Origin of the sequence: Streptomyces sp. NPDC004284 (assembly GCF_042874035.1) — a bacterium.
GTDB lineage: Bacteria > Actinomycetota > Actinomycetes > Streptomycetales > Streptomycetaceae > Streptomyces.
Window position 1 is genome coordinate 76,739 of sequence record NZ_JBIAMJ010000013.1, and the last position, 21,887, is coordinate 98,625.

Consider the following 21,887-nt stretch of genomic DNA (forward strand, 5'->3'; position numbering starts at 1 on the left):
CATGACTTCGATCACCAGCTGGACCCGGCTCGAACCCCGCGCCCGCACCGGCGACCTGCGGCCCTCCCTGGAGGGCCAGGTCCACGACCCCGCCTGGATGCTGGCCCGGCAGTGGCAGCTGGGCGAGTTCCTCGGCGACGACGCCGGAACCCCCGTCTGGGTGCGGGTGCGGGGCCACGCCGACCGGATCACCCGCTACCGGCCGGGCCGCCCGGCGGGCGCCGGCACCGACTACGACGGCGCCACGCCCCTCGAAGCGCTGGTGGAGGCCGAGCCCGGCGGCCCGCGCGCCACCTCCGCCGATCTGCGGTCGGGCGCCGAGGCGGGCCAGCACCTGCTGCGGCTGCTCCGCTCGGCGGGGCTTCCGGCCGACGCGCTCGCCGAGGCCGTCGGGATGCTCCTGGACGACTTCCCGCTCGGACTCACCGGCGAGGAGGGCGCCGTCGACGCGGCCACCACGCGCTATCTGTCGGTGCTGCGGGGCCGGGTGCCGGACGGGCACGCCCTCGCGTTCGGCCTGCACGCCTCCCCGCCGACCCCGGAGGAGCCGGGCTGGGGGCTGCCCCCGGCCGCGTACGCCGTGCTCCGCTCCTGGCTCGACTGGTACGACGAGCGTCATCTCATCGCCGTCGAGGGGGATCCCGCGTGGGACGCGCGGCGCCTGGAGCACCGGTTCTCCGTCGGCCTGTCCGAGGGCGGCACGGAGACGACGCTCACCGCCCCCGCCTACCAGGGCGGCACCCTGGACTGGACCGACTTCACGGCCGGCGGCGACACGGGTCTGGAGGCCCCCGCCGGCCGGGAGGCGCTGCTCTCCACGACCTTCCCGGCGCCGGTGCGCTTCCCGGGCATGCCGGCCCGCCGGTACTGGGAGTTCGAGGACGCCCGGGTGGACCTCGGGGGAGTGGAGGCGGCGCCCTCGGACCTGGCCCGGATGCTGGTCGCCGAGTTCGCCACCGTGTACGGCAACGACTGGTACCTGGTGCCCCTCGACGTGCCCGTCGGCAGCCTCGCCACCCTCACCTCGGTGGTCGTCGGCGACACGTTCAGTTCCGAACTCGGCGGCCCGACGCTGCTGCCCGCGCCCGGTACGGGCGCGGGGGACGCCCACTGGTCGGTGCACCGCCTGAGCACCGAGGACGGCGGTCGGCGCACCGGGCTGTTCGTGCCGCCCGTCACCGTCGGCGGCCTGGAGGGCGAACCCGTCGAGGAGGTGCTGCTCGCCCGCGACGAGGGCGCCAACCAGGCCTGGGCCGTCGAGCGGCGCGTACCCACGCCGGCGGGCGGCTCCCTGGACCGCACCCGTACGGCGCCCGTGCCGCGCCCCGCTCCGGCGGTGGCGGGCGGGACCGCCGTCTACCGGCTGATGACCGGGGTGCCCGCGCACTGGTTCCCGCTGCTTCCCCGGGAGCCGCGCCCCGGCGCGTACGTCCTGAGGCTCGGTCATCTCGACGGACCCGACGGCGAGCCGCTGCGCCCCCTGGGGCGGCTGCTCACCCCCGGCCTGCCGAACGCCTACGACCTCTTCTCCGAGGAGGTGCCCCGCGAGGGCGTCACCCTGACCCGGGCCCACCAGTACGCGCGGACCCGGGACGGGCGTGGCGTCCTCTGGACGTCCCGCCGCGCCCGCCCGGGGCGGGGGGAGTCCTCCTCGGGCCTGCGGTTCGACCACCTGGAGGAATGACGGGGCCCGGTCAGCCGTCCCAGTCGCCCCAGCCGTCTCTGTCGTCCGAGCCGTCCCGGCCTCTCCGGCCGGGCCGGTCGGTCTCGGCGTACAGGGCGGTGCGGGTCATCGGTCCGTAGACGCCGGGCTCCTCCGGGATGGCGCGGGCCGTCTGGAAGCGGCTCAGCGCCGCTTCCACGGACTCGCTGAAGACCCCGTCGGCCGATCCGAGGTACAAGTACAGCTGCTGGAGGCGTTGTTGGAGGTCCACGACGTCCGGCCCGGTGCTGCCGAGCGCCAGCGTGGACGTGTCGGTCCGATCGGAACGCGGGGAGCTGCGGGCCGGCGTCGGTGTCGGCGGGGGCGTCGGCCGGTGTGTGCGCGTGGGCGGGGGAGCCGGCGTCGACGGCGGGGGAGCGGGTGTGGTCGGTGGCGGTGAGGAGGTCTTCGGGACGGCCGCCGGCGTCGCCGTCGGCTTCGCGCTCCGGCCGGTGGCCGTCGGTTCGGCGTCCGGGGTCACGTGGGGCGCCGGCAGGTCGGGCATCACGAGGGACAGGCCGTCCGGGGGCGTGTGGTCGGACTCGGGCGTGAGGCCGACCGCGAGTCCGATCCCCGCGGCGAGCGCGCCGGTGAGCAGCAACGGGAGCGACAGGCCGCCCCGGTTCTCGCGCCGGGGCGCCTGCGCGGCCCGCCGCGACCGGGCCCCTTTCCTTACGTGCCGGGGCCTGCCCGCTCCATGGCGTCCATGAGGCCCGGCCTCGGAGGGGACGCGCGGCAGGGTCTGCGTCACGTCGAACAGCTCGACGTCCTGCGCGCGTGCCCCCGGCCCGCCGGCGCCGGGTCCGGCGACCTTCCCGAAGATGAGGTCGTCCTGCGCGGGATGCGATGCCGGCTCGGGGGCGCCGTTCGTGACTGCTGGGGTCAGGGCAGTCCTGTTGCGCATGGATGCTCCAGATGTGGTGAAGCCATGGAAGTTGCGGCGAAGCCGAGGAGAATTTGACTGGCGGTCAAGGCAAGCGTCAACTGCACCCAAGGCATGCGAAAAGGGCACCTTCGCGACGTTGATTCTTAAACAACCCTTAACAAGTGACGCAGGTCACGCCGAACCGGAAATCCTCACATCAGCAGTGAGCCGGGATCCCGCACCAAGGGGGCCGTGCCCACCGAATTGCTCACGTTGAACGTGACGCTCCCCGCGCGGTAGCGGTCCTCGGTCCACTCGATGGGACGGCCGTCCTGATTGCTCGTCAAGTGCCGCTGCCGGAGGAGCGGACTGCCCCGGCGGACCCGGAGCAGCCGGGCGTCGTCGCTCCCGGCGGGCACCGCGTCGATGAGGTGCTCGCCGTAGTGGGCGATGATCCCCGCGTCCTCGGCCATGCTGTCCATGATCGAGGGGCAGTCGACGGGCAGGGACTCGACGGTGGGCGCGACCCACTCCGCGTACGCCGTGCGTTCCAGCATCACCGGTTCGTCGTCCAGGCAGCGCAGGCGCAGCACGTCGAGGACCCCGGCCCCTTCCGGGAGGGCCAGCCGGCGCGCCTCCTCGGGCGTGGCCGCGCGACGCTCGCGATGGAGGAAGCGGCTGGCCGACCGGTAGCCCATGGCACGCGCCCACTGGGCGAAGCTGTTGAGTTCGGCGAAGCTGTGCCGGCGCTCCCTGCGCAGCACGATGCGGCGGGCGCCCTGACGCGATCCGATGATCCCTTCCGAGGTGAGCAGGGCGACGGCCTGGCGCACCGTGCCCCGTGACGCGGACCAGCGGTCGGCGAGGTCGCTCTCGGACGGCAGGCGGGCGCCGACGGGGTACTCGCCGCTGAGGATCGAGCGGCGGAGCTCCTCCGCGATCTCCACGTACAGCGCCGTCACGATGCCCCCGTCTCCCGTACGGCTGCGCACATCCAGTGAGTTGGTGTGCCGTCCCGCCGCCCACCCTAACCCGATGACCGGTCATCGGACGGCTCCGTCGGTTCCTCTCAAGTCCACCGGCCCCACCTGTGGTTCATCACAACCGGCTCTTCCGGGAACCGTGTAGAACGCGCCATGTCCCGTTCACTTTTTGGACAGGAGGCGCGGGCGAACTAGGGGCGGCTTGTTCAGACAAGTTCCGTCACTCGCTTCAGCAGCTCCACTCGCTCCTGGGAGAAACCCGTGCGCAGAACCCCCGTCCGCGGCGCCGCATTCCTGCTCGGCGCCGTCGTCCTGACCACCGTCACCGCCTGTGGTGCCGCTCCCGAGGGCGCCGCCGGCGCCGAGGGCGCGAAGTCGGCCACGGCGGCGTCGGCCAAGGACTTCGGAGGGATGGACGCCCTCGTCAAGGCGGCGAAGCAGGAGGGCGCGCTGCACGTCATCGCGCTGCCGCCGGACTGGGCCAACTACGGCGAGCTGATCAAGGCGTTCGAGACGAAGTACGGCATCAAGGTCGAGAGCGAGAACCCGGACGCCTCCAGCGCCGACGAGATCGCCGCCGTCAAGTCCCGCAAGGGCCAGAAGCGCGCCCCCGACGTCCTCGACCTGGGCATCGCCTTCGCCCGCAGCGGCGCCGAGGAGGGCCTGTTCGCCCCGTACGAGGTCGAGGCCTGGGACAAGATCCCCGCGGCCCAGAAGGACACCGACGGCCGCTGGTACAACGACTACGGCGGCTACGTCTCCATCGGCTGCGACGCCAAGCGCATCCCGAACTGCCCGAAGACCTTCGCCGACCTCCTCAAGCCCGAGTACAAGGGCAAGGTCGCCCTCAACGGCAACCCGACCAAGTCCGGCTCCGCCTTCGGCGGCGTGTACGCGGCCGCCCTCGCCAACAAGGGCTCCTTCGCCGACATCCAGCCCGGCATCGACTTCTTCGGCACGCTGAGGAAGAGCGGCAACTTCATCCCCGTCGAGTCCACCCCGGCCACGGTCGAGAAGGGCGAGACGCCCATCAGCATCGACTGGGACTACCTCAACGCCGGCTACGCCGACCAGTTCAAGGGCAAGGGCGTCGACTGGCAGGTCTCCGTCCCCACCGACGGCGTGTACGCGCAGTTCTACTCCCAGGCCGTCAGCAAGGACGCCCCGCACCCCGCCGCCGCCCGCCTGTGGATGGAGTTCCTCTACAGCACCGAGGGCCAGAACCTCTGGCTCAAGGGCTACGCCCGCCCCGTCCTGCTGCCGGCCATGACCACCGACGGCACCGCCGACAAGACGCTCCTGGCCAAGCTCCCCAAGGTCGAGGGCACCCCCTCCTTCCCGGCCTCCGCCGAGCTCGACAAGGCCAAGGCCACCCTCGCCGAGAAGTGGGACAAGGCCCTCTCCTGATGTCCTCAGCCACCCCCACCACGGGAACCGCCGGCGGCACCAGCCGCCGGCGGCGCGGCCCCCGCACCTGGCTCGCCGCCCTCCCCCTGATCGCCTTCACCGCCCTGGCCTTCGGACTGCCCCTCGGCGCCCTCCTGTTCGGCGCCGTCACCCGCACCGACCCGGCCACCGGCGCCACCGCCCTCACCGGCGAGCACCTCGGCCGCTCGCTCCAGGGCCCCTACCTCGGCTCCCTCCTCGGCAGCCTGCAACTCTCCGCGCTCACCGCCCTGATCGGCTCGGTCCTCGGCGTCCTCATCGCCCAGGCCGTCGTCACCTCCCGGTCCCAGGCCCTGCGCAGCGCCGTCCTCACCGCCTCCGGCGTCCTCGCCAACTTCGGCGGCGTCCCCCTCGCGTTCGCGTTCATCGCGACCGTCGGCATCTCCGGCGTGGTCACCCAGCTCGCCGACCTCACGAGCCTCGGCTGGAACCTGTACTCCTTCGGCGGCCTCGCCGTCGTCTACCTGTACTTCCTCATCCCCCTCATGGTCCTGGTGATGATGCCCGCCCTCGACGGCCTGCGCCCCCAGTGGCGGGAGGCCGCGCAGAACGCGGGCGCCGGCGGATGGCAGTACTGGCGCCACGTCGGCATCCCGGTCCTCGCGCCCTCGCTGCTCGGCGGATTCGTCCTGCTCTTCGGCAGCGCCTTCGCCGCCCACGCGACCGCCGCGGCGCTCGTCGGCGGCTCCGTCCCCCTGGTCACCCTGAAGATCGCGGACGCGCTCTCCGGCAACGTCATGGTCGGCCAGGAGAACGTCGCCCTCGCCCTCGGCCTCGACATGATCCTGATCGCCGGCCTGGTCATGGCGGTCTACCTCCCCCTCCAGCGCAGGAGCGCCCGATGGCTGCGATGACCCCCACCGCCCCGGACGTCACCCCGGAGTCCGAGGCGCGGGCGGCGGCCCGGCCCACCGCCCCCGCACGGACCCGGCGCCGCCCCCGCGTGTGGCGCGGCCTCGTCCTCGGTCTCGGCGGCGCGTACTTCCTCGTCCCGCTGATCGCCTCGTTCGTCTTCACCGTGCACACCCCCGGCCAGGGCGTCTCCTTCGACGCGTACACCGCGCTGCTCTCCGCCGACGGATTCACCCAGAGCCTGCTGCTCTCCCTCGGCCTCGCCGCCGCCACCATCGCGCTGTCCCTGCTGCTCGCCGTGCCCGCCCTGGTGGCGGTCCGGCTCGGCGCACCGCGCCTGCGGCCGGTCGTCGAGGTGATGTGCATGCTGCCGCTGGTGGTGCCGCCGATCGCGCTCGTCACCGGCATCAGCACCGTACTGCGCTGGGGCCCCGACCACCTGTCGCGGACCCCGCTCTACCAGACGTTCCTCGCCGTCCAGAACGAGGACTTCCCCTTCGTCCTGGTCCTCGCGTACACCGTCATGGCCCTGCCGTTCGTGTACCGCTCCCTCGACGCGGGACTGCGCGCCGTCGACGTCCCCACCCTCGTCGAGGCCGCCCGCAACTGCGGGGCCTCCTGGCCGTACGTCATGGTCCGGGTGATCCTGCCCAACCTGCGCTCCTCGCTCGCCGGAGCCTCCTTCCTCACCCTGGCACTCGTCCTCGGCGAGTTCACCATCGCCTCGATCCTCGGCTTCCGGCCCTTCGCCGTGTGGATCGTCTCCATCTCCGGCGCCCAGGCCCGCATGTCGGTGGCCGTCTCCCTCCTCAGCCTCGTCATCACCTGGCTGCTGCTCCTCGTCCTGTCCCGGGCCGGAACGGCACAGACCGGCACGCCCGGAGCCCCCCGCACCTCCCGCAAGGAGTCCTGACCCATGACCTCAGCCACAGCGGAACGGACGGAGTCCACCGCCGCCACCGGGGCCCGCGTCGAATTCCGCGGCCTGCGCCGCGCGTTCGGCACCACCACCGCGCTCGACGGCCTCGACCTGACCGTCGAACCGGGCGAACTCCTCGCGCTCCTCGGCCCGTCGGGCTGCGGCAAGACCACCGCGCTGCGCGTCCTCGCCGGCTTCGAACGCCCCGACTCCGGCGAAGTCCTCGTGGACGGCGAGGACATCACCCACGTCCCGGCCAACCGCCGCGACGCCGGCATGGTCTTCCAGTCGTACAGCCTCTTCCCCAACCTCACCGCCCGCGACAACGTCGCCTTCGGCCTCCGCGTCCGCAAGAGCAAGGCCGCCGAGCGCCACGCCCGCGCCGCCGAACTCCTCGACCTCGTCGGCCTGCCCGAGCACGGCGACCGCTACCCGCACCAGATGTCCGGCGGCCAGCAGCAGCGCGTCGCCCTGGCACGCGCCCTCGCCCTGCGCCCCCGCGTCCTGCTCCTGGACGAACCCCTCTCCGCGCTCGACGCCAAGGTACGGCTCAGCCTGCGCGAGGAGATCCGCCGGCTCCAGCTCTCCCTCGGGATCACCACCGTCTTCGTCACCCACGACCAGGAGGAGGCGCTGTCCATGGCGGACCGCGTCGCCGTCCTCAACGCCGGGAAACTGGAACAGTGCGCGGCCCCGGCCGAGCTGTACCGCCGGCCGGCGACCGCCTTCGTCGCCGAGTTCGTCGGCACCATGAACCGCCTCCCGGGCCGGCTCACCGACTCCGGCCTCGTGGAAGCGGCCGGCAGCCGCCTCCCCGTCGACGGCGACGTCCCCGGCACCCCCGACGTCGAGGTCCTCGTCCGCCCCGAGAACGTCACGGTGACCGCCGACGCCGACGGCGAGGCCGTCATCGTCTCCACCTCCTTCTTCGGCTCCGTCACCCGCGTCCACCTCGACCACCGCGGCACGACGGTCAAGGCGGACCTCCCGTCGCGCGACGCGGGCGAACTGACGCCGGGGACCCGCGCCACCGTCGGCCTCGCCCCGCACCCCGTCCTCGTCGTGCCGAGGACGGAGCGGTGACGCGTCGTACCGAGGAGGAGGCGGTGAGCGGACTCGCCGCCGTCCTCTTCGACATGGACGGCACCCTCGTCGACACCGAGGTCCTCTGGTGGCAGGCGACGGAGGAGGTCGCCGCCCGCCTCGGACACCGGCTCACGGACGCCGACGCGCCCGAGGTCGTCGGACGCGCCGTCGAGGACACCGCCGCCCACCTCGTACGGGCCACCGGCGCGCCCGACCCGGACGGCGTCGCGGCGGCACTGACCACCGCCTTCCAGGAGCGCGTCGACGAGGGCGCCCCGATGCGCCCGGGAGCGGACCGGCTGCTGGCCGAACTGGCCCGGGCCGGGCTGCCGTTCGCACTGGTCAGCGCCTCACCGCGCTCAGTGGTCGACTCGGTGGTCGGCGGCGCGCTCGCGCACGTGCCCTTCGCGTTCACGCTCTCCGCCGACGACACCGTACGCACCAAGCCGCACCCCGATCCGTACCGCGCGGCCGCCGAACGGCTCGGCGTCCCGGTGGCGGCGTGCGTGGCCGTCGAGGACTCGCCGGACGGCGCCGCCTCGGCCGACGCCGCGGGCTGCACCGTCCTGGTCGTCCCCTCCCTCCTCCCGGTGCCCCCGGGCCCGGACCGGATCTTCGCGGACAGCCTGGAGGACGTGTCCCTGGAAGGCCTTCGCCGCCACGTCCGCGACGGAAAGGCCACCTGAAGCCGCCGGCGGTCGGACAACCGGTCTGCCGGACCGCCGGTCAGTCGGTCATACGGGCGAACAGCCCGGGCTCGTACGCGCCGCCCGGGTTGTGCACGATCACGTTCATCCGGGTGGCGGCGTTGATCAGGGAGACGAGGCAGACCAGGGCGCCGATCTGATCGTCGTCGTAGTGCTCGCGCACCCCGGCCCAGGTCGCGTCGGTCACGCCGTGGTCGCCGAGCCGGGTGCCCTCCTCGGCGAGCGCCAGCGCGGCCCGCTCCGCCTCGGTGAACACGGTGCTGTGCCGCCAGGTGGCGACCAGGCTGAGCCGGACCGCGGTCTCCCCCGCGGCCGCCGCCTCCTTGGCGTGCGCGTCCACGCAGAATCCGCAGCCGTTGATCTGGCTGACCCGGAGCTGCACCAGCTCCCGCAGGGCCCTCGGCAGCGACGACTCCTCCAGGACCAGCGAGGTGCTGTAGAAGCGCTTGGCGACCTTCGCGGCGGTCGGGCTGTCGAACATGTGGAAACGGGGTTCCATGACATCGTCCTCACTCGTGGTGCCCCGTGCGGTCGCACCGGGCGAACACAAGACGCCGCCGCCCCGCTCCCCGTGACGGGACGGCGTTGTGGCGTGATTCACCGGTCCCGGGTGTCACAGAACGGCGCCGGCCGGCGTCTGGGGAGCATGAATGACGTCACCGAGGCGTTCGTCGCCCACCGCAACCTGCTCTTCACCGTCGCCTACGAGATGCTCGGCTCGGCCGCCGACGCCGAGGACGTCCTCCAGGAGACCTGGCTGAAGTGGGCGGGCGTCGATCCCGGCACCGTACGGGACCGGCGTGCGTACCTGGTCCGGATCACCACGCGCCAGGCCCTGAGCCACCTCCGCACGCTCGGCCGGCGCAAGGAGTCCTACCTCGGTCCCTGGCTGCCCGAGCCGCTGCTGACCGCGCCCGACGTGGCCGAGGACGCCGAGCTGGCCGACAGCGTCTCGATGGCGATGCTCCTCGTCCTGGAGACCCTCGGCCCGACCGAGCGGGCGGTGTTCGTCCTGCGCGAGGTGTTCGACCTGGCGTACGACGAGATCGCCGAAGCCGTCGGCAAGACCCCCGCCGCGGTCCGCCAGATCGCCCACCGGGCGCGCGCCCACGTCGCCGCGCGCCGCCCGCGGGGGGCCGCTTCCGCCGCGGAGACCCGCCGCACGGTCGAGGCGTTCCGCCGGGCGGTCGAGACGGGCGACCTGCAACGCCTGCTCGACGTCCTCGCTCCCGACGTCGTCCTGCTGACCGACGGCGGCGGAGTCGTACGAGCGGCCCTGGAGCCCGTCGTGGGAGCCGGCCGGGTGGCAGGGCTCCTGGGCCGGATCGCCGCCACGACGACACTCCAGCCGGCTCAGGTCAACGGCGACCCGGCGCTGATCGTCCGGCTGGGCGGAGAGATCGACACCGTCCTCGCGGTGCGCGTCGCCGACGGCCGCGTCACCGGCCTCTACGCCGTGCGCAACCCGCAGAAGCTGTCGCACCTGGAACGGGAGACCCTCCTGAGCCGCTGAGCCGCTGAGCCGCTGAGCCGCTGAGCCGCTGAGCCGCTGAGCCCGGGGAACGCCCCGGATGTCCCCCACCTCCCTCCTTCCTATGCTGGAGGCAGGAGAGGTGAGGAGGGCCGCGATGGCCGCCGTCGCCGTGCACAGCGCCGTCCTGGGGGAGGGGCGCCCCACACTTCCGTACGCGGAGACGGGCGGGCCAGGGGGCACCCCGCTCGTCCTGGTGCACGGCTACCTGGACTCCTGGTGGACGTTCGAGCCGATGCTGCGCCGCATGCCCCCGGGGCTGCACGCGTACGCCCCCACCCAGCGAGGCCACGGCGACGCCGACAAGCCGCCCGACGGATATCTGCCGGAGGACTTCGCCACGGACCTGATCGCGTTCATGGACAGCGTGGGCCTGGAACGGGCGGTACTGGCCGGCGGGTCGAGCGGCGGGGTGCAGGCCCGCATCGTCGCGGGCCGCAGGCCGGACCGCGTGGCGGGCCTCGTCCTGCTCGGAGTCCCGGCCACCCTCTCCGACAAGCCGCAGGCCGCCGAACTGTGGAATACCGTAAGGGAGTTGACGGACCCGGTGGACCCCGCGCTCCCGGCGGCCTTCATGGACGGCATGACGGCGACCCCCATGGGACGCGGCTTCCTGCAGACCGTCATCGACGAAGCCCTCAAATCCCCGGCCCACGTCTGGCGCGAAACCCTGCGCGGCCTGCTGGAGACTGACCTCCGGGCCACCCTGACGGGCATCCTCGTCCCCACCCTGCTCGTCTGGGGCGACCAGGACCCGATCCTGACCCGCGAGGACCAGCAGACGATCCTCGACACCGTCCCCGACTCCCGCCTCCTCGTCTACGAGGGCGTGGGCCACGTCGCGTACTGGGAGGCCCCGGACCGCGTCCTGCGCGACCTGACGGCCTTCGTGGCCGGCCGCACCTGAGGGCCGGCCGCTCGAAACCGCGGGTCGGGCAGGTCAGTACGCGTCCGCGCTGGACAGTGCGTCGGTGATCAGGCGGGTGGCGAAGTCCTGGTCGTCGGTGATCCGGTTGATGACCTCCGCCAGCAGGAAGGCGGTGGCCTCCAGGGGGTTCATCTCCTCCCGGGTCCAGTCCCCGTACTGCTGGCGCCACAGACTGGGGCTGAGTCCGGTGCCGGCCGCGATGAGCAGCCCGGCCATGGTGGGGATGGCCTCGGGGCGGATGCTCCTGGGCATCCTGCTCATCGAGGTCACGAGGTTGGGCACGACGTACTCGATCACGTTCTTGTCGTGGTCCTCGCAGGCCGTCCGCAGCCACTTCATGTACATGAAGATGATCGTGCACACGCCGTCCAGGAGGTCCTGGGCTCCCGTGGGCCCCAAGGAGGCGGTGAACTGCCGGTCCAGCAACTGCCGTTCGGGATCGACCTCGGTCCTGCCGTCGTAGATGGCCTTGAGCCGGGAGTCGACCAGCATCAGCGCCGCACTCACATCGCCGGCGGGAGCGTACTGGGGGTCGCAGGGCGAAGACACAGGATCCTCCTCGGGTGACCGCGTTGCCCGTACGCTAGACCGCCGCCGAGGCGGGGGTCCGGCGAATGCGGAGGGAAGCCCCTCAGGAGTGAACCCCCGGTGCGCCACGGACACGCACGCTCTCAGTCCGGCCCCGCCCGGTCGTCGGCGGGGATCCCCAGCCGGTCGGCGAGGGCGGTGAGGGCCGCCCCGAGCGGGAGGGCGATCCGGGTGAGGGCGTGCCGGTCGCCGCGCGTCGGGTCCCGGTTGATGATCAGCACCGGTGTCCCGGCCTGGGCGGCCTGGCGTACGAACCGGAGGCCCGACATCACGGTGAGTGAGGAGCCCAGGACCAGCAGCGAGGCCGCCTCGCCGACCAGCCCGCGGCAGTGCTCGACCCGTGCCGGCGGTACGGCCTCGCCGAAGAACACCACGTCGGGCTTGAGGACGCCGCCGCAGTTCGCGCAGGGCACCACGTGGAAATCGCCGACCTGCTCGTCGGTCAGGTCGGCGTCACCGTCCGGGTTGATCCCGGCCGCCACCGGCTCGAAGCCCGCATTGGCCTCTTCGAGCCGCTCGGCGAGCTCGCGGCGCGGACTGTACGCACCGCAGGAGAGGCACACGACCCGCGCCAGGCTGCCGTGGAGCTCCACGACGCCTCCGCTGCCGGCGGCCTGGTGGAGACCGTCGACGTTCTGGGTGATCACGCCCGAGAGCAGCCCCCGGCGCGCGAAGGCGGCCACGGCCAGGTGCCCGGCGTTGGGCCGGGCGCGGCCGAAGGTGCGCCACCCGAGGTGGCTGCGCGCCCAGTACCGGCGCCGGGCCTGGACGCTTCCGGTGAAGTCCTGGTACGTCATCGGGGTGTGCCGGCTCAGGCTTCCGCCCTGCCCCCGGTAGTCGGGGATGCCCGACTCCGTGGAGATGCCCGCGCCGCTGAGCACCAGCACACCGCCGGTCCCCAGCGCATCGGCGACCGGCCCCAGATCCGTCGTACCCGGTGGCAGGTCCTCGTCGGGGGTCCAGCTCAGAGTGGGGCGCATACGCATGACGCCAGGGTACGGAACAGCCCCGGCCGACCGCTTCCGCCGCCACGCCGCCCGACTCCGCACGGTCCCGACGAGCGCACACCCCGCAACCGCGAGAGCGTTCCCCCCGCCCCCCCCGGCACCGCACCAGGAGGGGGAGCAGGGGGGCGCCGGATTGCGACGGGATCGCTACAGCCTTCCAAGATCACTTGACCTCGCCCGGGAGGGAGACACGAAGGTGTCCCTGTCGACCACGTGAGCCGGTGCTGCGATGTGCCGCTCGCCGCTCGAGCCAGGACGAAGAGGGGGAGTCCACGTGTCCACGAGGACCTGCGTCATTCTCGACATAGGCGGCGTGCTGGAGATCACGCCGGAGACCGGGTGGGTGGGACGCTGGGAAGAACGCCTGCGACTGCCGCCCGGCGCCGTGAGCGCGCGCATGCGCGACGTGTGGCGGGCCGGCAGCGTCGGGAGCATCGATGAGCAAGAGGTCCACGCGCAGACCGCGGCACGACTGGGCCTCGACGGCCCCCGGACCGAGGCCTTCATGGCCGATCTCTGGGAGGAGTACCTGGGAACCCCGAACAGCGAACTCATCGACTACGTACGAGGACTGCGCGGCAGATGCGGGCTGGGCATCCTGAGCAACAGCTTCGTCGGCGCCCGCGAACGGGAGACGACGCTCTACCACTTCGACGAACTGGTCGAGCAGATCGTCTACTCGCACGAGATCGGCATCGAGAAACCCGATCTCCGCGCCTTCGAGGCGGCATCCGCCGGTTTGGGCGCGCGGCCGGAGAACTGTCTGTTCATCGATGACGCCGCAGCCAACATCGAGGCGGCCCGAGCCGCAGGCATGCAGGCGCACCTGTTCGAGGACAACGCCCGGACCATCGCACGCATAGCGGCTCATCTCGACGCCGGAATCATCAGACCATGAGAAGAAGCCGCGTGTGGGAGACGAGTTTCCGATTGACGCTGGTGCTCTGCACGAAGATGGTGAAGTCGTCGTTGTGATCGGGCTTGACGCGCGTCTCCACACCCGGCAGTCCGAGCAGCGCCCGCGCCTGGGGCCCCGTGTACACCCGGTCCGTCTTCTTCTCCAGTACGGCGATCTGCTTCCGCGCCTGAATCTTCTCCGTCTTGGTCAGCTGATAGAAGGCGCATCCCGTCCGATAGGCGTGCCCGGATTCGACGACCCATTCCCGGATCGCCACGTCACGGGCAACCGGGATCAGCTGATACTCCGACGGATTCACCGGAGTGAGCCCCGCCGCCTCGATGGTGTCCTTGTTGACCGCCTCCGCTCCCGTGGAGAACACCGCACGCGATCCCCTGATGCCCTGGGTGCGGCCCACCATGAACTTCTCGGTGGCCTCCCGAATGACCTGACCGGCCTCCTCCAGGCCCTGTGTGCTCGTGGCATCCCAGATCGCGACGTTCTCCTTGGGGAAACCACAGTTCATCGCCTCGCGCTTGCCCATCTGGTCCGGCACGAGAACGGCGAGGGTCCAGTTGTCCTCCTGCGACCTGATCATCTCGGCCACGGCCCGCACCAGTTCGCCCGGAGTGCCGTCCGGGGCGTCCGGGCAGCGGTGACTCGCGTTCTCCTGCCCGTCGGTCAGGACGAACGTCAGGAAACTGTGGTCACCGTACAACTGGGCGGTCTGCGCCAGTTCCCGCTGCGACTTCAGCGCGGCCGCCAGCAGAGCCGTCATTCCCCCCGGCCGGTACAGCTGCTTGAGCGACGGCATTCGCAGCACGTCCTTGTCGTAGACGACGCATTCCACCTTGTCCGCGAAGACGTACACGGTGACACGGGTCTCCTGGTCCAGTTCCTTCGACCGCCGAGCGAGATACGCGATCTGCTGATCGGCGACTTCGACGACCTTGCGGCTCAGATGGGACATGGACGAACTGGCGTCCAGCACCAGGGCGACGTGATTGATGTAGTTCTGAGTTCCGGACAAGACGGCTTCCCCCTCTTTCGAATCGGTACCCCTACCGTCTCACCCACCACTGACAATCGAACTGATGCCCCAATCGCTGGCCATGACCCCGCTGGTGACCGGGTGTCATGTCCCGAGCCGCACCGACCCCCGCCATGCTTGCCGTCTCACGGCGATTTATCGGGTCATCCGCCTTGTGACGAGATGGCATAGGGGGCATCCGGGTGGATGCGCACCCGATGCCGCAACTGCCCCCGGCCGTCATGCCGTCGTCCTGTGCAGGTTGCACGATGACTGAGGAGGCATTCATGACCACGTTCCAGGCTCTCCCCACGACGCCGGCGGCACTGGTGGACCTCGACCCCTACCGCTTCCCTGCCGTACGCATCGACGACCACCGGGAGAAGCCGCCGACGGCTCCCTACGACGACGCGCTGCCGGCGCCCGGGTCCTCTGGCCGCCCGCCCGTGCCCCTCACCCCGCCCGACCGTCGTCGACTGGAACTCCACGCCGCTCTCACCGCTGCGGGCATCGCCCCCTTGCCGGGCGACCGCGACGCCGTCGAGGCCCTGTGCACGCTGGACGACACCACCCACGCCGTGCTCCGGCGGTGGCTCGGCAACGACTCCCGGCCAACCCGCACCGACCCCGAGGGCGCATCGCACCCGACCCCCTGGCCGCCGGCGACCCGGACCGCATGCGTGCCCGGCGCGCAGGGCCTGTCCGGCGAAACATGCTGACCACGACTTCTCCGTCTCGTGGCCGGGCGGGCGAGTTCGACGGTGGTACCGGCGTCATTCCGGGCGGTTGAAGCGACGTGCCGCCCAGAGCAGGGCGAGTGCGCCGCTGACCAGGAGGACGGCGGCTTCGAGGGGGAGGGGGGGTGGTTGGCCGGCCCATTCGATGCCGGCGGCGGCCGCCTGGTCCGGGACCCGGAGGGTGATGGTGCGGCGGAGGAGGTCCACGGCGTAGGCGAGGGGGTTGACGTCGGACAGGGTGCGGGCCCAACCGGGCAGGGCGGTGAGGGGGAAGAAGCCGCCGGAGAGGAACAGGAGCGGCATCATCACCAGACCGAGCAGGGTGTGGAACGTCTCGGCTCTGCGCAGGCCGACCGCCAGGGCCAGGGCCAGGGACGTGATGGTGAACGAGGCCAGGACCATCCCCGCGAGAAGCAGCATCAGGAGGAGCGGGTCGTAGGGCAGGCCGACGAAGCCGACCAGGCTGAGCAGGACGGCACCCTGGACGGTGGCGGTCAGGGTGCCGCCGACGCAGCTGCCCACGAGCAGGGTGGAGCGGTGGACCGGCGCCATGAGGAGCTCGCGCAGGTAGCCGCTCTCCCGGTCGGTGATCAGGCGGATGCCGACCATGATGGCGGGGGTCTGCACCGTCATCATCAGCATGCCGGGGAACAGATACGTCTGGTATCCGACGCCCAGGGAGGACTGGGGGATGAGAGCGGCCAGTCCGCCCCCGAGGATGAAGAGGTAGAGCACGGGGTGGAGCAGCATCAGCGCCGTGTGGGTGCGCTGACCGGACAGACGCAGCAGATCGCGGTGGACCAGCGCGTGGACGGCGCGCAGTTCGTGCCGCAGGCGGGTGGCCCGCTCGCCGTGGGACGTCTCCGAGGACTTCCAGGTGTAGGTGGTCATCGGCCGGCACCGGCTTCCGGCGCCCGGCGGGGCTGTGTGGCGTCCAGGCTGCGGCCGGTGTGGTGGAAGAAGACGTCGTCGAGCGTGGGCGGGGTCGCGGACGCGGAGTGCACCGCGATGCCGTGTGCCTCCAGGGCCGCGCACAGACGGGGGATCCAGGAGCTGCCGCCCGGCACCCGCAGCCAGATCCCGTCCGCGTCGACGGTGACGGCACGGTCGGGCGGCGCGATGTGGCGTACGACCCGCCGCGCCGCCGTGTCGTCGTCGGTGCGCAGGACGACCCGGTCGTCCCCGATCGCGGCCTTCAGCTCCGCAGGCGTGCCCTGTGCGACCAGCCGGCCACGGTCGATGATGGCGAGGCGGTCGCAGTTCTCCGCCTCCTCCAGGTAGTGGGTGGTGACGAAGAGGGTGCTGCCGTGCAGTTCCCGCAGGGCTCGCAGGTGCTCCCAGACCTGGGCTCGGGCGTGGGGGTCCAGTCCGGTGGTCGGCTCGTCCAGGAACAGCACGCCGGGCGCGTGCAGCAGCTGGCGGGAGATCTCCAGGCGCCGCCGCATGCCCCCCGACAGGGTGCGTACGGGGGAGCGGCGCCGGTCGGTGAGCCCGGCCGTCTCGAGCACCTCGGCGGTACGCCGGCGGGCGTGCGCGCGGGAGAGGCCGTAGAGGCGGGCGTGGATGTGGAGGTTCTGTTCGGCTGTCAGATCCGGGTCCACGGCGCTGTGCTGGAAGAGCATGCCGACCCGGCGGCGTACCTCGTGGGGCTGGGTGAGGACGTCCGCGCCGGCCACCACGGCGTGACCGGAGGTGGGGCGGGCCAGGGAGCACAGCATGGCGATCGTGGTGGACTTCCCCGCGCCGTTGGGGCCGAGGAAGGCGAACGTCTCGCCTCGGTGCACGTCCAGATCCAGGCCTTGCACGGCGTGGGTGACGCTGCCCTCCGGCCCCGGGTAGCTCTTGACCAGACCGCGCGTACTGATGGCGTACACCGGCTCGGGAGGGTGGTGCGTGACGTACGGGCTCGCGGGCGCGGCCGTCGTGAGGGCCGCTGTGGCGAGATCGTCGTCACCGGTCTGTCGCTGCATGTGGTCTGGTCCTCGTCTACGGGTCCGCCATCCGGCCGGCGGCTGCCCGGGACAGCCGCCGGCCGGATGGTGCTGGCTGTCCTACGCGCAGCTGATGCCGATGCAGACGGTGTTGAGGAGCGTCAGCAGGCCGACGCACTCACACGTCGCCGCGAACGGCGCACCGTCGGCACCGACCGGGTCGGTCTCCGGGAGGGCGTGGAGGCGGGCAAGCAGCTCGAGGTCCTGGTTCTCCATGGTTCTCTCCTTTTTGTGAGGTGGCGGCAGCACTCTTCTGCCGCTCGACCCGGTATCCGGACCAGCCGGTGCCGGGAGTCTGTGGGGTGCGGGACGGATCCGCGGAAGGGGAGCGGGGGAGGAGCGGGGAAGCCCGAGGGGGCTTCCCAGGACTCCTCGTCGCTCAACCCGACTGCTGGACCATCCAGTGCCGCGGGCCGGGGTGACGCATCCGGAGCAGGAAGGCGAGGATTCCGGCCGACCCGTCGCTCCAGCTGGTCGAGACGTCCCCGTACTCGTTGGGGAAGACGACCTGGTCGTGGCGGTGGGTCCGTTCGGCCAGGACGAGGCCGGCCAGCTCCTCGGCCATCGCCCGGTACACGGGGTCTCCTGTGGCGTCGGCCACGTCGAGGAGGAAGTCGCCGTTGCCCGCCAGCCCGTGGCACTGGCTGAGCGAGGCGCGCGAGGCGCGTTCCGTGACGGCGTGCGTACTGCGGCGGGCGAGGTCGCCGCATCTGTCGTCCCCGGTGGCCTGCCACAGCCGGACGAGGAACGTACCGATGCCCGCCGAGCCGTGGCACCAGTACGGTGCCGTGGGCACGTCCCCGGCCTGGGAGGGCCACTGGGCCGCCTCACCGGTGCGTACGGCGGAGGCCAGCAGGTGCTCGCCGGCTTCCAGGGCCAGTTCCCTGTGCTCGGGCTGCCGCGAGAGATCCGAGGCGGCGAGGAGGAAGGAGCCGATGCCGGCCGTCCCATGGGCGAAGCCCAGGTAGCGTTTGCCGCCGTCCTCCGCGTCCGCTTCGGCGGGGACCGGCCAGCCGACTCCGCCGGACCCGCGTCTGACGGCGGCGGTCAGCCGCGAGGCGGCGTCGACGGTCAGTTCGGCGAAGCGCGTGTCCCCGGTGCGCTGCCACAGATGGAGGGCGGCGAGCCCGCTGCCCGCGGTGCCGTGGGTGATGTCGTGATGGGCCGTGACCTGCTGCGGTGCCAGCGCCAGAGCCAGCGCGTGGTCGATGAGCCGGCGGTCGTCGACCACGCGCCCCGCGTCGTACAGCGCCCAAGCGGTCCCACGGCCGCCGAAGTGCAGGCCGGGGCGTGTGGAGCGGAGGTCGGTGCGGTCCGCGATCCAGTGCCCCGCGGTGGAGATCAGCCCGGGCAGGCGCGGATCGCCGGTGACCTCGAAGTACCGCGACAGTACGGCCAGCACACCGGCCGCGCCCTGCTGCACCATGCAGGGATCGCTCTCCCCGGCGAGGGTCGACACGGGCCACAGCCGTCGGTCGTCCGCCGGTGTGACCGAGCCGATGAGGTGGTCCACGAGCCCGGCCACCACCTCGTCCAGCGCCCCGACGTCCCGCACCGGGTCGTCACCGACGCGGGCCACCGGCCGTACGACGGTCCCGCTCACGCCCTGGGGCCGTGCCTCCGGGACAGCCGTTCGCAGGGCCTCGCGGGCCCTGGGCGGGTCCCACCGCTCGGCGGGGTCGTCCCGCATCAGCCCGAGGATCATGGCCACCACGCCGTCGGGGAGCCGGAGCGGCCCGGTACAGGCCGCGAGCCATGCGGCGAACCGCTGCTCGGTCGGCCTGTCGGCAGGCTCCTCGGGCAGGAGGTTCGGCACCTTCCCGGCCAGCACGAAGCAGGCGGTGGCGCCGAGGCTGTAGTAGTCGGCCGTCGGACGGACAGGCGCGTCGGCCAGACGCTCGGGGGCGCTGAAACCGGGCGTCCCCACGCGGGTCGGCAGCGCGGCTTCGTCCTCCAGGACAGCGAGCTCCAGGTCGATCAGGCGCAGCTCACCGTCCGGCTGGACCATGACATTGGCCGGTGTGAAGTCCCGCAGGACCAGGCCGCGGGCGTGCGCCGCCGCCACCAGGTCCACCAGGCGCGCGACCTGCGCCAGCGCGTCGGCGCGGTAGCACTCGCCTCCCACATCACGGAAACGCTCGGCCACCCAGGTGCGCAAGGTCACGCCCGGCACCTCGTCCTGGGCCAGGAACAGGTGCCCGCCGTGCTCGAACAACGCCACCGCTTCCGGTGCCAGCCCCGTGCCCGTGAGCTTCTCCAGCGTCCTGGCCTCGGCCCGCAGCCAGTCCCGGACGTCGCCGCCGGAGGCATCGCCCTCCACGTGCGGCCGCGCCTCCTTGATCACCACGCCCGCACCCGTACGGACGTCGCTGCCCCGGTACACACCGCCCTTGTTCGTCTGCCGGATCGCCTCCCGCACCGCGAAGCGGCCACCGAGCACCACCGGACGACTCTTCGCATCCCCGCCACGCGGTGTCACCGGAACCGTGGCGGGGAACGGACAGACGGCCCAAGGCGGCGGGGAGTACTGGCCGGTGCGCTTGTCCTCGACGGGGTTGCCGTCCGGGTCCTCGATGAACCACACCAGCAGACCGTCGTCCGACAGGCGCCGCCGGCCGACGAACGCTCCGTAGCGGTAGTGCACCAGGCTGCCCACGGCGTAGGGCTGGTCGGACAGGATCCGAGGCCCGGCGAGACCCGCCGTGACCGCGTGCAGCTCCCGGGCGAGCTCGGCCGCCTCGGCGTCGGAACGCGGGTAGACCGTGATGAACTTGCCCGAGCTTCCCCGGGGCGTCGCACGGGAGTTGAGCGCGCTGACCTGCTCCAGCGACCGGGCGAACTTGAACCCCGACCTCCCCTGCAGCAGCACGCCCAGGGCCTTGGCGAGGACGGTCGGCGCCGACGCGGCCGTGGCCGACAGGTGCAGCTTCCACCCCTGCTCACGTCGCGTCCCGGGCCGGGGCGCGACCCGGCACCACATCTCGTCCGCCTCGACCGCCCAGCGCGCACCCGTATCCGTGGTGTGCAGCGCCTCGCGGAGAAGGCCTTCCAAATCGACTTCGGTAGCGTGGCTCGTCATTGCGTGTCCCTCTCAACGGTGAGAACCGCTGAGGGGAAGGTGCCCGGTGACATAAACAGACCAACACGCACCCACCCCGATTCACTTCATTCAGCGAGCGTGCGACGTTTTACACCCGAGAAGAAGTGCGCCCGGCGCAATGACCGGCGCACATGGAAAAACCGCCCGGTTCTCCGCCGGACCAGGGGAAAAGGAACGGGTCCGGGGGCGTAGCCTGCCCCCGGACCCTGTGGATTCCGCTCACATCACACGCCGGCACGCCTGAGGACCCGGGGCATTCGTCATTGCGTCGTGTCCTGCCTTTGGACCACCACCGATCGAGTTCGGCGGACCAGATTCGAACTGGCATTTCGACGCGCGGGGCCCGGGCCCGGTCGATCCGGCGATGAGCGGCGCATGCTGAGTCTGGAGCAATGGTCTGAGATCGACCGCGGTCTGCCTCTGCCTGCTTGGGCCCTCCCGGCGGGAAGCGCCGGGAGGAGGAATCGAACCTCCACCGGAACCGCGGATGCCACGACAAGGCTCAGTTTCAGCTTTGCGCTCCTCGCGCACCCCGGCCGCGCTCCGCGGCCGGGGAGTCCATGGTGTCCCCGCTACCCGAAGAGACAGCCGAAGACGGCGTCGCCGACCCGCTGGTCGGTGACCTCGGCGCCGTCCGCCTCCTCACGGGCGAACTTCACCGCCTGCTGGAGCTTCTCCACCCCCTCCAGAAGCTCGTTCACCCGCCGGGCCGGCAGCGCGCCCGAGGACTTCACCGCGGTCCAGTACCCGACCGGAACGTCCTCGTAGTAGACCTCGACCTGCGCCGGGTGCCCGTCCGTCGCCTCGGCCTTGACGTGGTTGCGCGGCACCTTCTTCGTACGGACCGTGCGGACGACCTCGGTCTTCCACGCGTCCGTCGAGGGGTCCTGCGGCCACGACTCGGCGGCGTCGAGCACCGGAAGCCTGCGGACGAAGGCGTTGATGTCCGTGAGCTGCCTCTCCAGGAACAGCAGGTGCGCCACCGGGACCCGCTCCACGAGCACGCGCCCGTCGACCGTGACGTCCGCACGCACCGTGCAGTTCGCCCAGTCCTTGGTGGCCGTCACATCGAAGAGACGGGCCAGCGCCCGCGCGGTCGAAGGCCGGCGGCCGACCTCTGTGGCCGCCGCGCCGGGCGCGATTGCCGACCCGGTCGGCCCGCTCGGGAATCGTGTGCGGGATGCTCCGGCGGCGGAGCCGGGCACGGATGGCTTTCGAGGTGTAGCCCTTGCCGCCCAGGACGTGATCGGGTCGGATGCGGGGGCGCCCGGGTCCGATCCGGGGTACCCGGATCGCTTCCATCACGGTGGTGAACCGGGTGCAGTCGTTGGTGTTGCCGCGCGTCACGACGTTTTTGGGCGAGTGGACGTCCACGGCCGTCGCAGGCCAGTGGATCTCATGGCTCAGCAGTGAGCGTCATCGCCAATGCGGTCGGGGCTGAAGCGGGATCTACGGAAGATCTGCCAGGACCTCAGCCGCGCCGTGCCTCGTTCGACGGGTGCCCGGGCCGCGCCGCT

The 21,887-nt window shown here is 72.0% G+C and carries 21 protein-coding genes and 2 pseudogenes; 10 read left to right on the forward strand and 13 right to left on the reverse strand.

What is annotated here, in order from left to right:
* Window position 1 precedes the first annotated feature (1 nt).
* Window positions 2–1,684, forward strand: a complete 1,683-nt coding sequence (locus ACFYUS_RS28130; protein WP_388857856.1) for a hypothetical protein — start codon at window positions 2–4, stop codon at window positions 1,682–1,684.
* A 10-nt stretch (window positions 1,685–1,694) separates the two neighbouring features.
* Here the strand turns inward: ACFYUS_RS28130 and ACFYUS_RS28135 are convergent, their stop codons facing one another.
* A complete protein-coding gene (locus ACFYUS_RS28135) occupies window positions 1,695–2,606 on the reverse strand; it encodes a peptidoglycan-binding protein (RefSeq protein WP_388857859.1) in 912 nt (303 codons plus the stop codon).
* A 173-nt stretch (window positions 2,607–2,779) separates the two neighbouring features.
* Window positions 2,780–3,529: a GntR family transcriptional regulator gene (locus ACFYUS_RS28140; protein WP_388857862.1), complete on the reverse strand. Its 750-nt coding sequence runs from the start codon at window positions 3,527–3,529 to the stop codon at window positions 2,780–2,782.
* Window positions 3,530–3,844: 315 nt separating this feature from the next.
* Between ACFYUS_RS28140 and ACFYUS_RS28145 the strand changes: the two genes are divergently transcribed.
* The 5 genes from ACFYUS_RS28145 to ACFYUS_RS28165 are packed head-to-tail and all read left to right on the forward strand — an operon-like array spanning window position 3,845 to window position 8,539.
* Window positions 3,845–4,957, forward strand: coding sequence for an ABC transporter substrate-binding protein (locus tag ACFYUS_RS28145; protein ID WP_388858237.1), 1,113 nt, complete (start codon window positions 3,845–3,847; stop codon window positions 4,955–4,957).
* Window positions 4,957–5,850, forward strand: coding sequence for an ABC transporter permease (locus tag ACFYUS_RS28150; protein ID WP_388857865.1), 894 nt, complete (start codon window positions 4,957–4,959; stop codon window positions 5,848–5,850). Before ACFYUS_RS28145 ends, ACFYUS_RS28150 begins: the two co-directional genes overlap by 1 nt.
* Entirely contained in the window at window positions 5,838–6,761 is a 924-nt protein-coding gene (locus tag ACFYUS_RS28155; protein ID WP_388857868.1) for an ABC transporter permease, read from the forward strand. The genes ACFYUS_RS28150 and ACFYUS_RS28155 overlap by 13 nt, the downstream gene beginning before the upstream one ends.
* A 3-nt stretch (window positions 6,762–6,764) precedes the next feature.
* Complete coding sequence (locus ACFYUS_RS28160; protein WP_388857871.1) at window positions 6,765–7,850, forward strand: ABC transporter ATP-binding protein; 1,086 nt, start codon at window positions 6,765–6,767, stop codon at window positions 7,848–7,850.
* A complete protein-coding gene (locus ACFYUS_RS28165; RefSeq protein ID WP_388857874.1) occupies window positions 7,847–8,539 on the forward strand; it encodes an HAD family hydrolase in 693 nt (230 codons plus the stop codon). The genes ACFYUS_RS28160 and ACFYUS_RS28165 overlap by 4 nt, the downstream gene beginning before the upstream one ends.
* A gap of 40 nt (window positions 8,540–8,579) precedes the next feature.
* Here the strand turns inward: ACFYUS_RS28165 and ACFYUS_RS28170 are convergent, their stop codons facing one another.
* Complete coding sequence (locus tag ACFYUS_RS28170) at window positions 8,580–9,059, reverse strand: carboxymuconolactone decarboxylase family protein (protein ID WP_388857877.1); 480 nt, start codon at window positions 9,057–9,059, stop codon at window positions 8,580–8,582.
* Window positions 9,060–9,206: 147 nt separating this feature from the next.
* On the opposite strand from ACFYUS_RS28170, the gene ACFYUS_RS28175 reads away from it, so the two are divergent.
* A complete protein-coding gene (locus tag ACFYUS_RS28175; protein ID WP_388857880.1) occupies window positions 9,207–10,073 on the forward strand; it encodes an RNA polymerase sigma-70 factor in 867 nt (288 codons plus the stop codon).
* A gap of 115 nt (window positions 10,074–10,188) precedes the next feature.
* Window positions 10,189–10,998, forward strand: coding sequence for an alpha/beta fold hydrolase (locus ACFYUS_RS28180; protein WP_388857883.1), 810 nt, complete (start codon window positions 10,189–10,191; stop codon window positions 10,996–10,998).
* A gap of 33 nt (window positions 10,999–11,031) precedes the next feature.
* On the opposite strand, the gene ACFYUS_RS28185 is transcribed toward ACFYUS_RS28180, so the two are convergent.
* Both ACFYUS_RS28185 and ACFYUS_RS28190 read right to left on the reverse strand, forming a co-directional pair.
* Window positions 11,032–11,568 carry a hypothetical protein gene (locus tag ACFYUS_RS28185; RefSeq protein ID WP_388857886.1) on the reverse strand — a complete coding sequence of 179 codons (537 nt, stop codon included), beginning with the start codon at window positions 11,566–11,568 and terminating at the stop codon, window positions 11,032–11,034.
* Between the two features lie 122 nt (window positions 11,569–11,690).
* Entirely contained in the window at window positions 11,691–12,593 is a 903-nt protein-coding gene (locus ACFYUS_RS28190) for an NAD-dependent protein deacetylase (RefSeq protein ID WP_388857889.1), read from the reverse strand.
* 295 nt (window positions 12,594–12,888) lie between these two features.
* Here ACFYUS_RS28190 and ACFYUS_RS28195 point away from each other — a divergent pair, with 295 nt between their 5' ends.
* The gene (locus ACFYUS_RS28195; protein ID WP_388857892.1) at window positions 12,889–13,512 is read left to right on the forward strand and encodes an HAD-IA family hydrolase; all 624 of its coding nucleotides are present in this window, start codon (window positions 12,889–12,891) and stop codon (window positions 13,510–13,512) included.
* On the opposite strand, the gene ACFYUS_RS28200 is transcribed toward ACFYUS_RS28195, so the two are convergent.
* Window positions 13,502–14,542 carry a vWA domain-containing protein gene (locus tag ACFYUS_RS28200; RefSeq protein ID WP_388857895.1) on the reverse strand — a complete coding sequence of 347 codons (1,041 nt, stop codon included), beginning with the start codon at window positions 14,540–14,542 and terminating at the stop codon, window positions 13,502–13,504. The two genes, ACFYUS_RS28195 and ACFYUS_RS28200, sit on opposite strands and share 11 nt — an antisense overlap.
* Before the next feature lie 287 nt (window positions 14,543–14,829).
* Between ACFYUS_RS28200 and ACFYUS_RS28205 the strand changes: the two genes are divergently transcribed.
* Window positions 14,830–15,261 carry a hypothetical protein gene (locus ACFYUS_RS28205; RefSeq protein ID WP_388857898.1) on the forward strand — a complete coding sequence of 144 codons (432 nt, stop codon included), beginning with the start codon at window positions 14,830–14,832 and terminating at the stop codon, window positions 15,259–15,261.
* Between the two features lie 54 nt (window positions 15,262–15,315).
* Here ACFYUS_RS28205 and ACFYUS_RS28210 read toward each other — a convergent pair whose 3' ends face one another.
* From ACFYUS_RS28210 to ACFYUS_RS28240, 7 genes and pseudogenes are all read right to left on the reverse strand, one after another.
* The gene (locus tag ACFYUS_RS28210) at window positions 15,316–16,170 is read right to left on the reverse strand and encodes an ABC transporter permease (protein ID WP_388857901.1); all 855 of its coding nucleotides are present in this window, start codon (window positions 16,168–16,170) and stop codon (window positions 15,316–15,318) included.
* Window positions 16,167–17,249, reverse strand: coding sequence for an ATP-binding cassette domain-containing protein (locus tag ACFYUS_RS28215; protein ID WP_388857904.1), 1,083 nt, complete (start codon window positions 17,247–17,249; stop codon window positions 16,167–16,169). The genes ACFYUS_RS28210 and ACFYUS_RS28215 overlap by 4 nt, the downstream gene beginning before the upstream one ends.
* Before the next feature lie 81 nt (window positions 17,250–17,330).
* Window positions 17,331–17,486 carry a VenA family class IV lanthipeptide gene (locus ACFYUS_RS28220; protein WP_388857907.1) on the reverse strand — a complete coding sequence of 52 codons (156 nt, stop codon included), beginning with the start codon at window positions 17,484–17,486 and terminating at the stop codon, window positions 17,331–17,333.
* A gap of 163 nt (window positions 17,487–17,649) precedes the next feature.
* Window positions 17,650–20,349, reverse strand: a complete 2,700-nt coding sequence (lanL, locus tag ACFYUS_RS28225) for a class IV lanthionine synthetase LanL (RefSeq protein ID WP_388857910.1) — start codon at window positions 20,347–20,349, stop codon at window positions 17,650–17,652.
* Between the two features lie 470 nt (window positions 20,350–20,819).
* A pseudogene (locus ACFYUS_RS28230) lies at window positions 20,820–20,907 on the reverse strand.
* Between the two features lie 35 nt (window positions 20,908–20,942).
* On the reverse strand, window positions 20,943–21,617 hold the full coding sequence (locus tag ACFYUS_RS28235) for a hypothetical protein (protein ID WP_388858240.1): 675 nt from the start codon (window positions 21,615–21,617) through the stop codon (window positions 20,943–20,945).
* Window positions 21,618–21,773: 156 nt separating this feature from the next.
* Window positions 21,774–21,884: pseudogene (locus ACFYUS_RS28240) on the reverse strand (IS5/IS1182 family transposase); the annotation flags it as partial.
* Window positions 21,885–21,887 lie beyond the last annotated feature (3 nt).

Excerpts from the sequence above, each read along its gene's own strand:
- ACFYUS_RS28180 (WP_388857883.1), top strand. The coding sequence starts at position 10,189 with ATGGCCGCCGTCGCCGTGCACAGCGCCGTCCTGGGGGAGGGGCGCCCC.
- ACFYUS_RS28160 (WP_388857871.1), top strand. The coding sequence starts at position 6,765 with ATGACCTCAGCCACAGCGGAACGGACGGAGTCCACCGCCGCCACCGGG.
- ACFYUS_RS28205 (WP_388857898.1), top strand. The coding sequence starts at position 14,830 with ATGACCACGTTCCAGGCTCTCCCCACGACGCCGGCGGCACTGGTGGAC.
- ACFYUS_RS28150 (WP_388857865.1), top strand. The coding sequence starts at position 4,957 with ATGTCCTCAGCCACCCCCACCACGGGAACCGCCGGCGGCACCAGCCGC.
- ACFYUS_RS28190 (WP_388857889.1), bottom strand. The coding sequence starts at position 12,593 with ATGCGTATGCGCCCCACTCTGAGCTGGACCCCCGACGAGGACCTGCCA.
- lanL (WP_388857910.1), bottom strand. The coding sequence starts at position 20,349 with ATGACGAGCCACGCTACCGAAGTCGATTTGGAAGGCCTTCTCCGCGAG.
- ACFYUS_RS28220 (WP_388857907.1), bottom strand. The coding sequence starts at position 17,486 with ATGGAGAACCAGGACCTCGAGCTGCTTGCCCGCCTCCACGCCCTCCCG.
- ACFYUS_RS28210 (WP_388857901.1), bottom strand. The coding sequence starts at position 16,170 with ATGACCACCTACACCTGGAAGTCCTCGGAGACGTCCCACGGCGAGCGG.
- ACFYUS_RS28175 (WP_388857880.1), top strand. The coding sequence starts at position 9,207 with ATGAATGACGTCACCGAGGCGTTCGTCGCCCACCGCAACCTGCTCTTC.
- ACFYUS_RS28170 (WP_388857877.1), bottom strand. The coding sequence starts at position 9,059 with ATGGAACCCCGTTTCCACATGTTCGACAGCCCGACCGCCGCGAAGGTC.
- ACFYUS_RS28135 (WP_388857859.1), bottom strand. The coding sequence starts at position 2,606 with ATGCGCAACAGGACTGCCCTGACCCCAGCAGTCACGAACGGCGCCCCC.
- ACFYUS_RS28155 (WP_388857868.1), top strand. The coding sequence starts at position 5,838 with ATGGCTGCGATGACCCCCACCGCCCCGGACGTCACCCCGGAGTCCGAG.
- ACFYUS_RS28130 (WP_388857856.1), top strand. The coding sequence starts at position 2 with ATGACTTCGATCACCAGCTGGACCCGGCTCGAACCCCGCGCCCGCACC.
- ACFYUS_RS28215 (WP_388857904.1), bottom strand. The coding sequence starts at position 17,249 with ATGCAGCGACAGACCGGTGACGACGATCTCGCCACAGCGGCCCTCACG.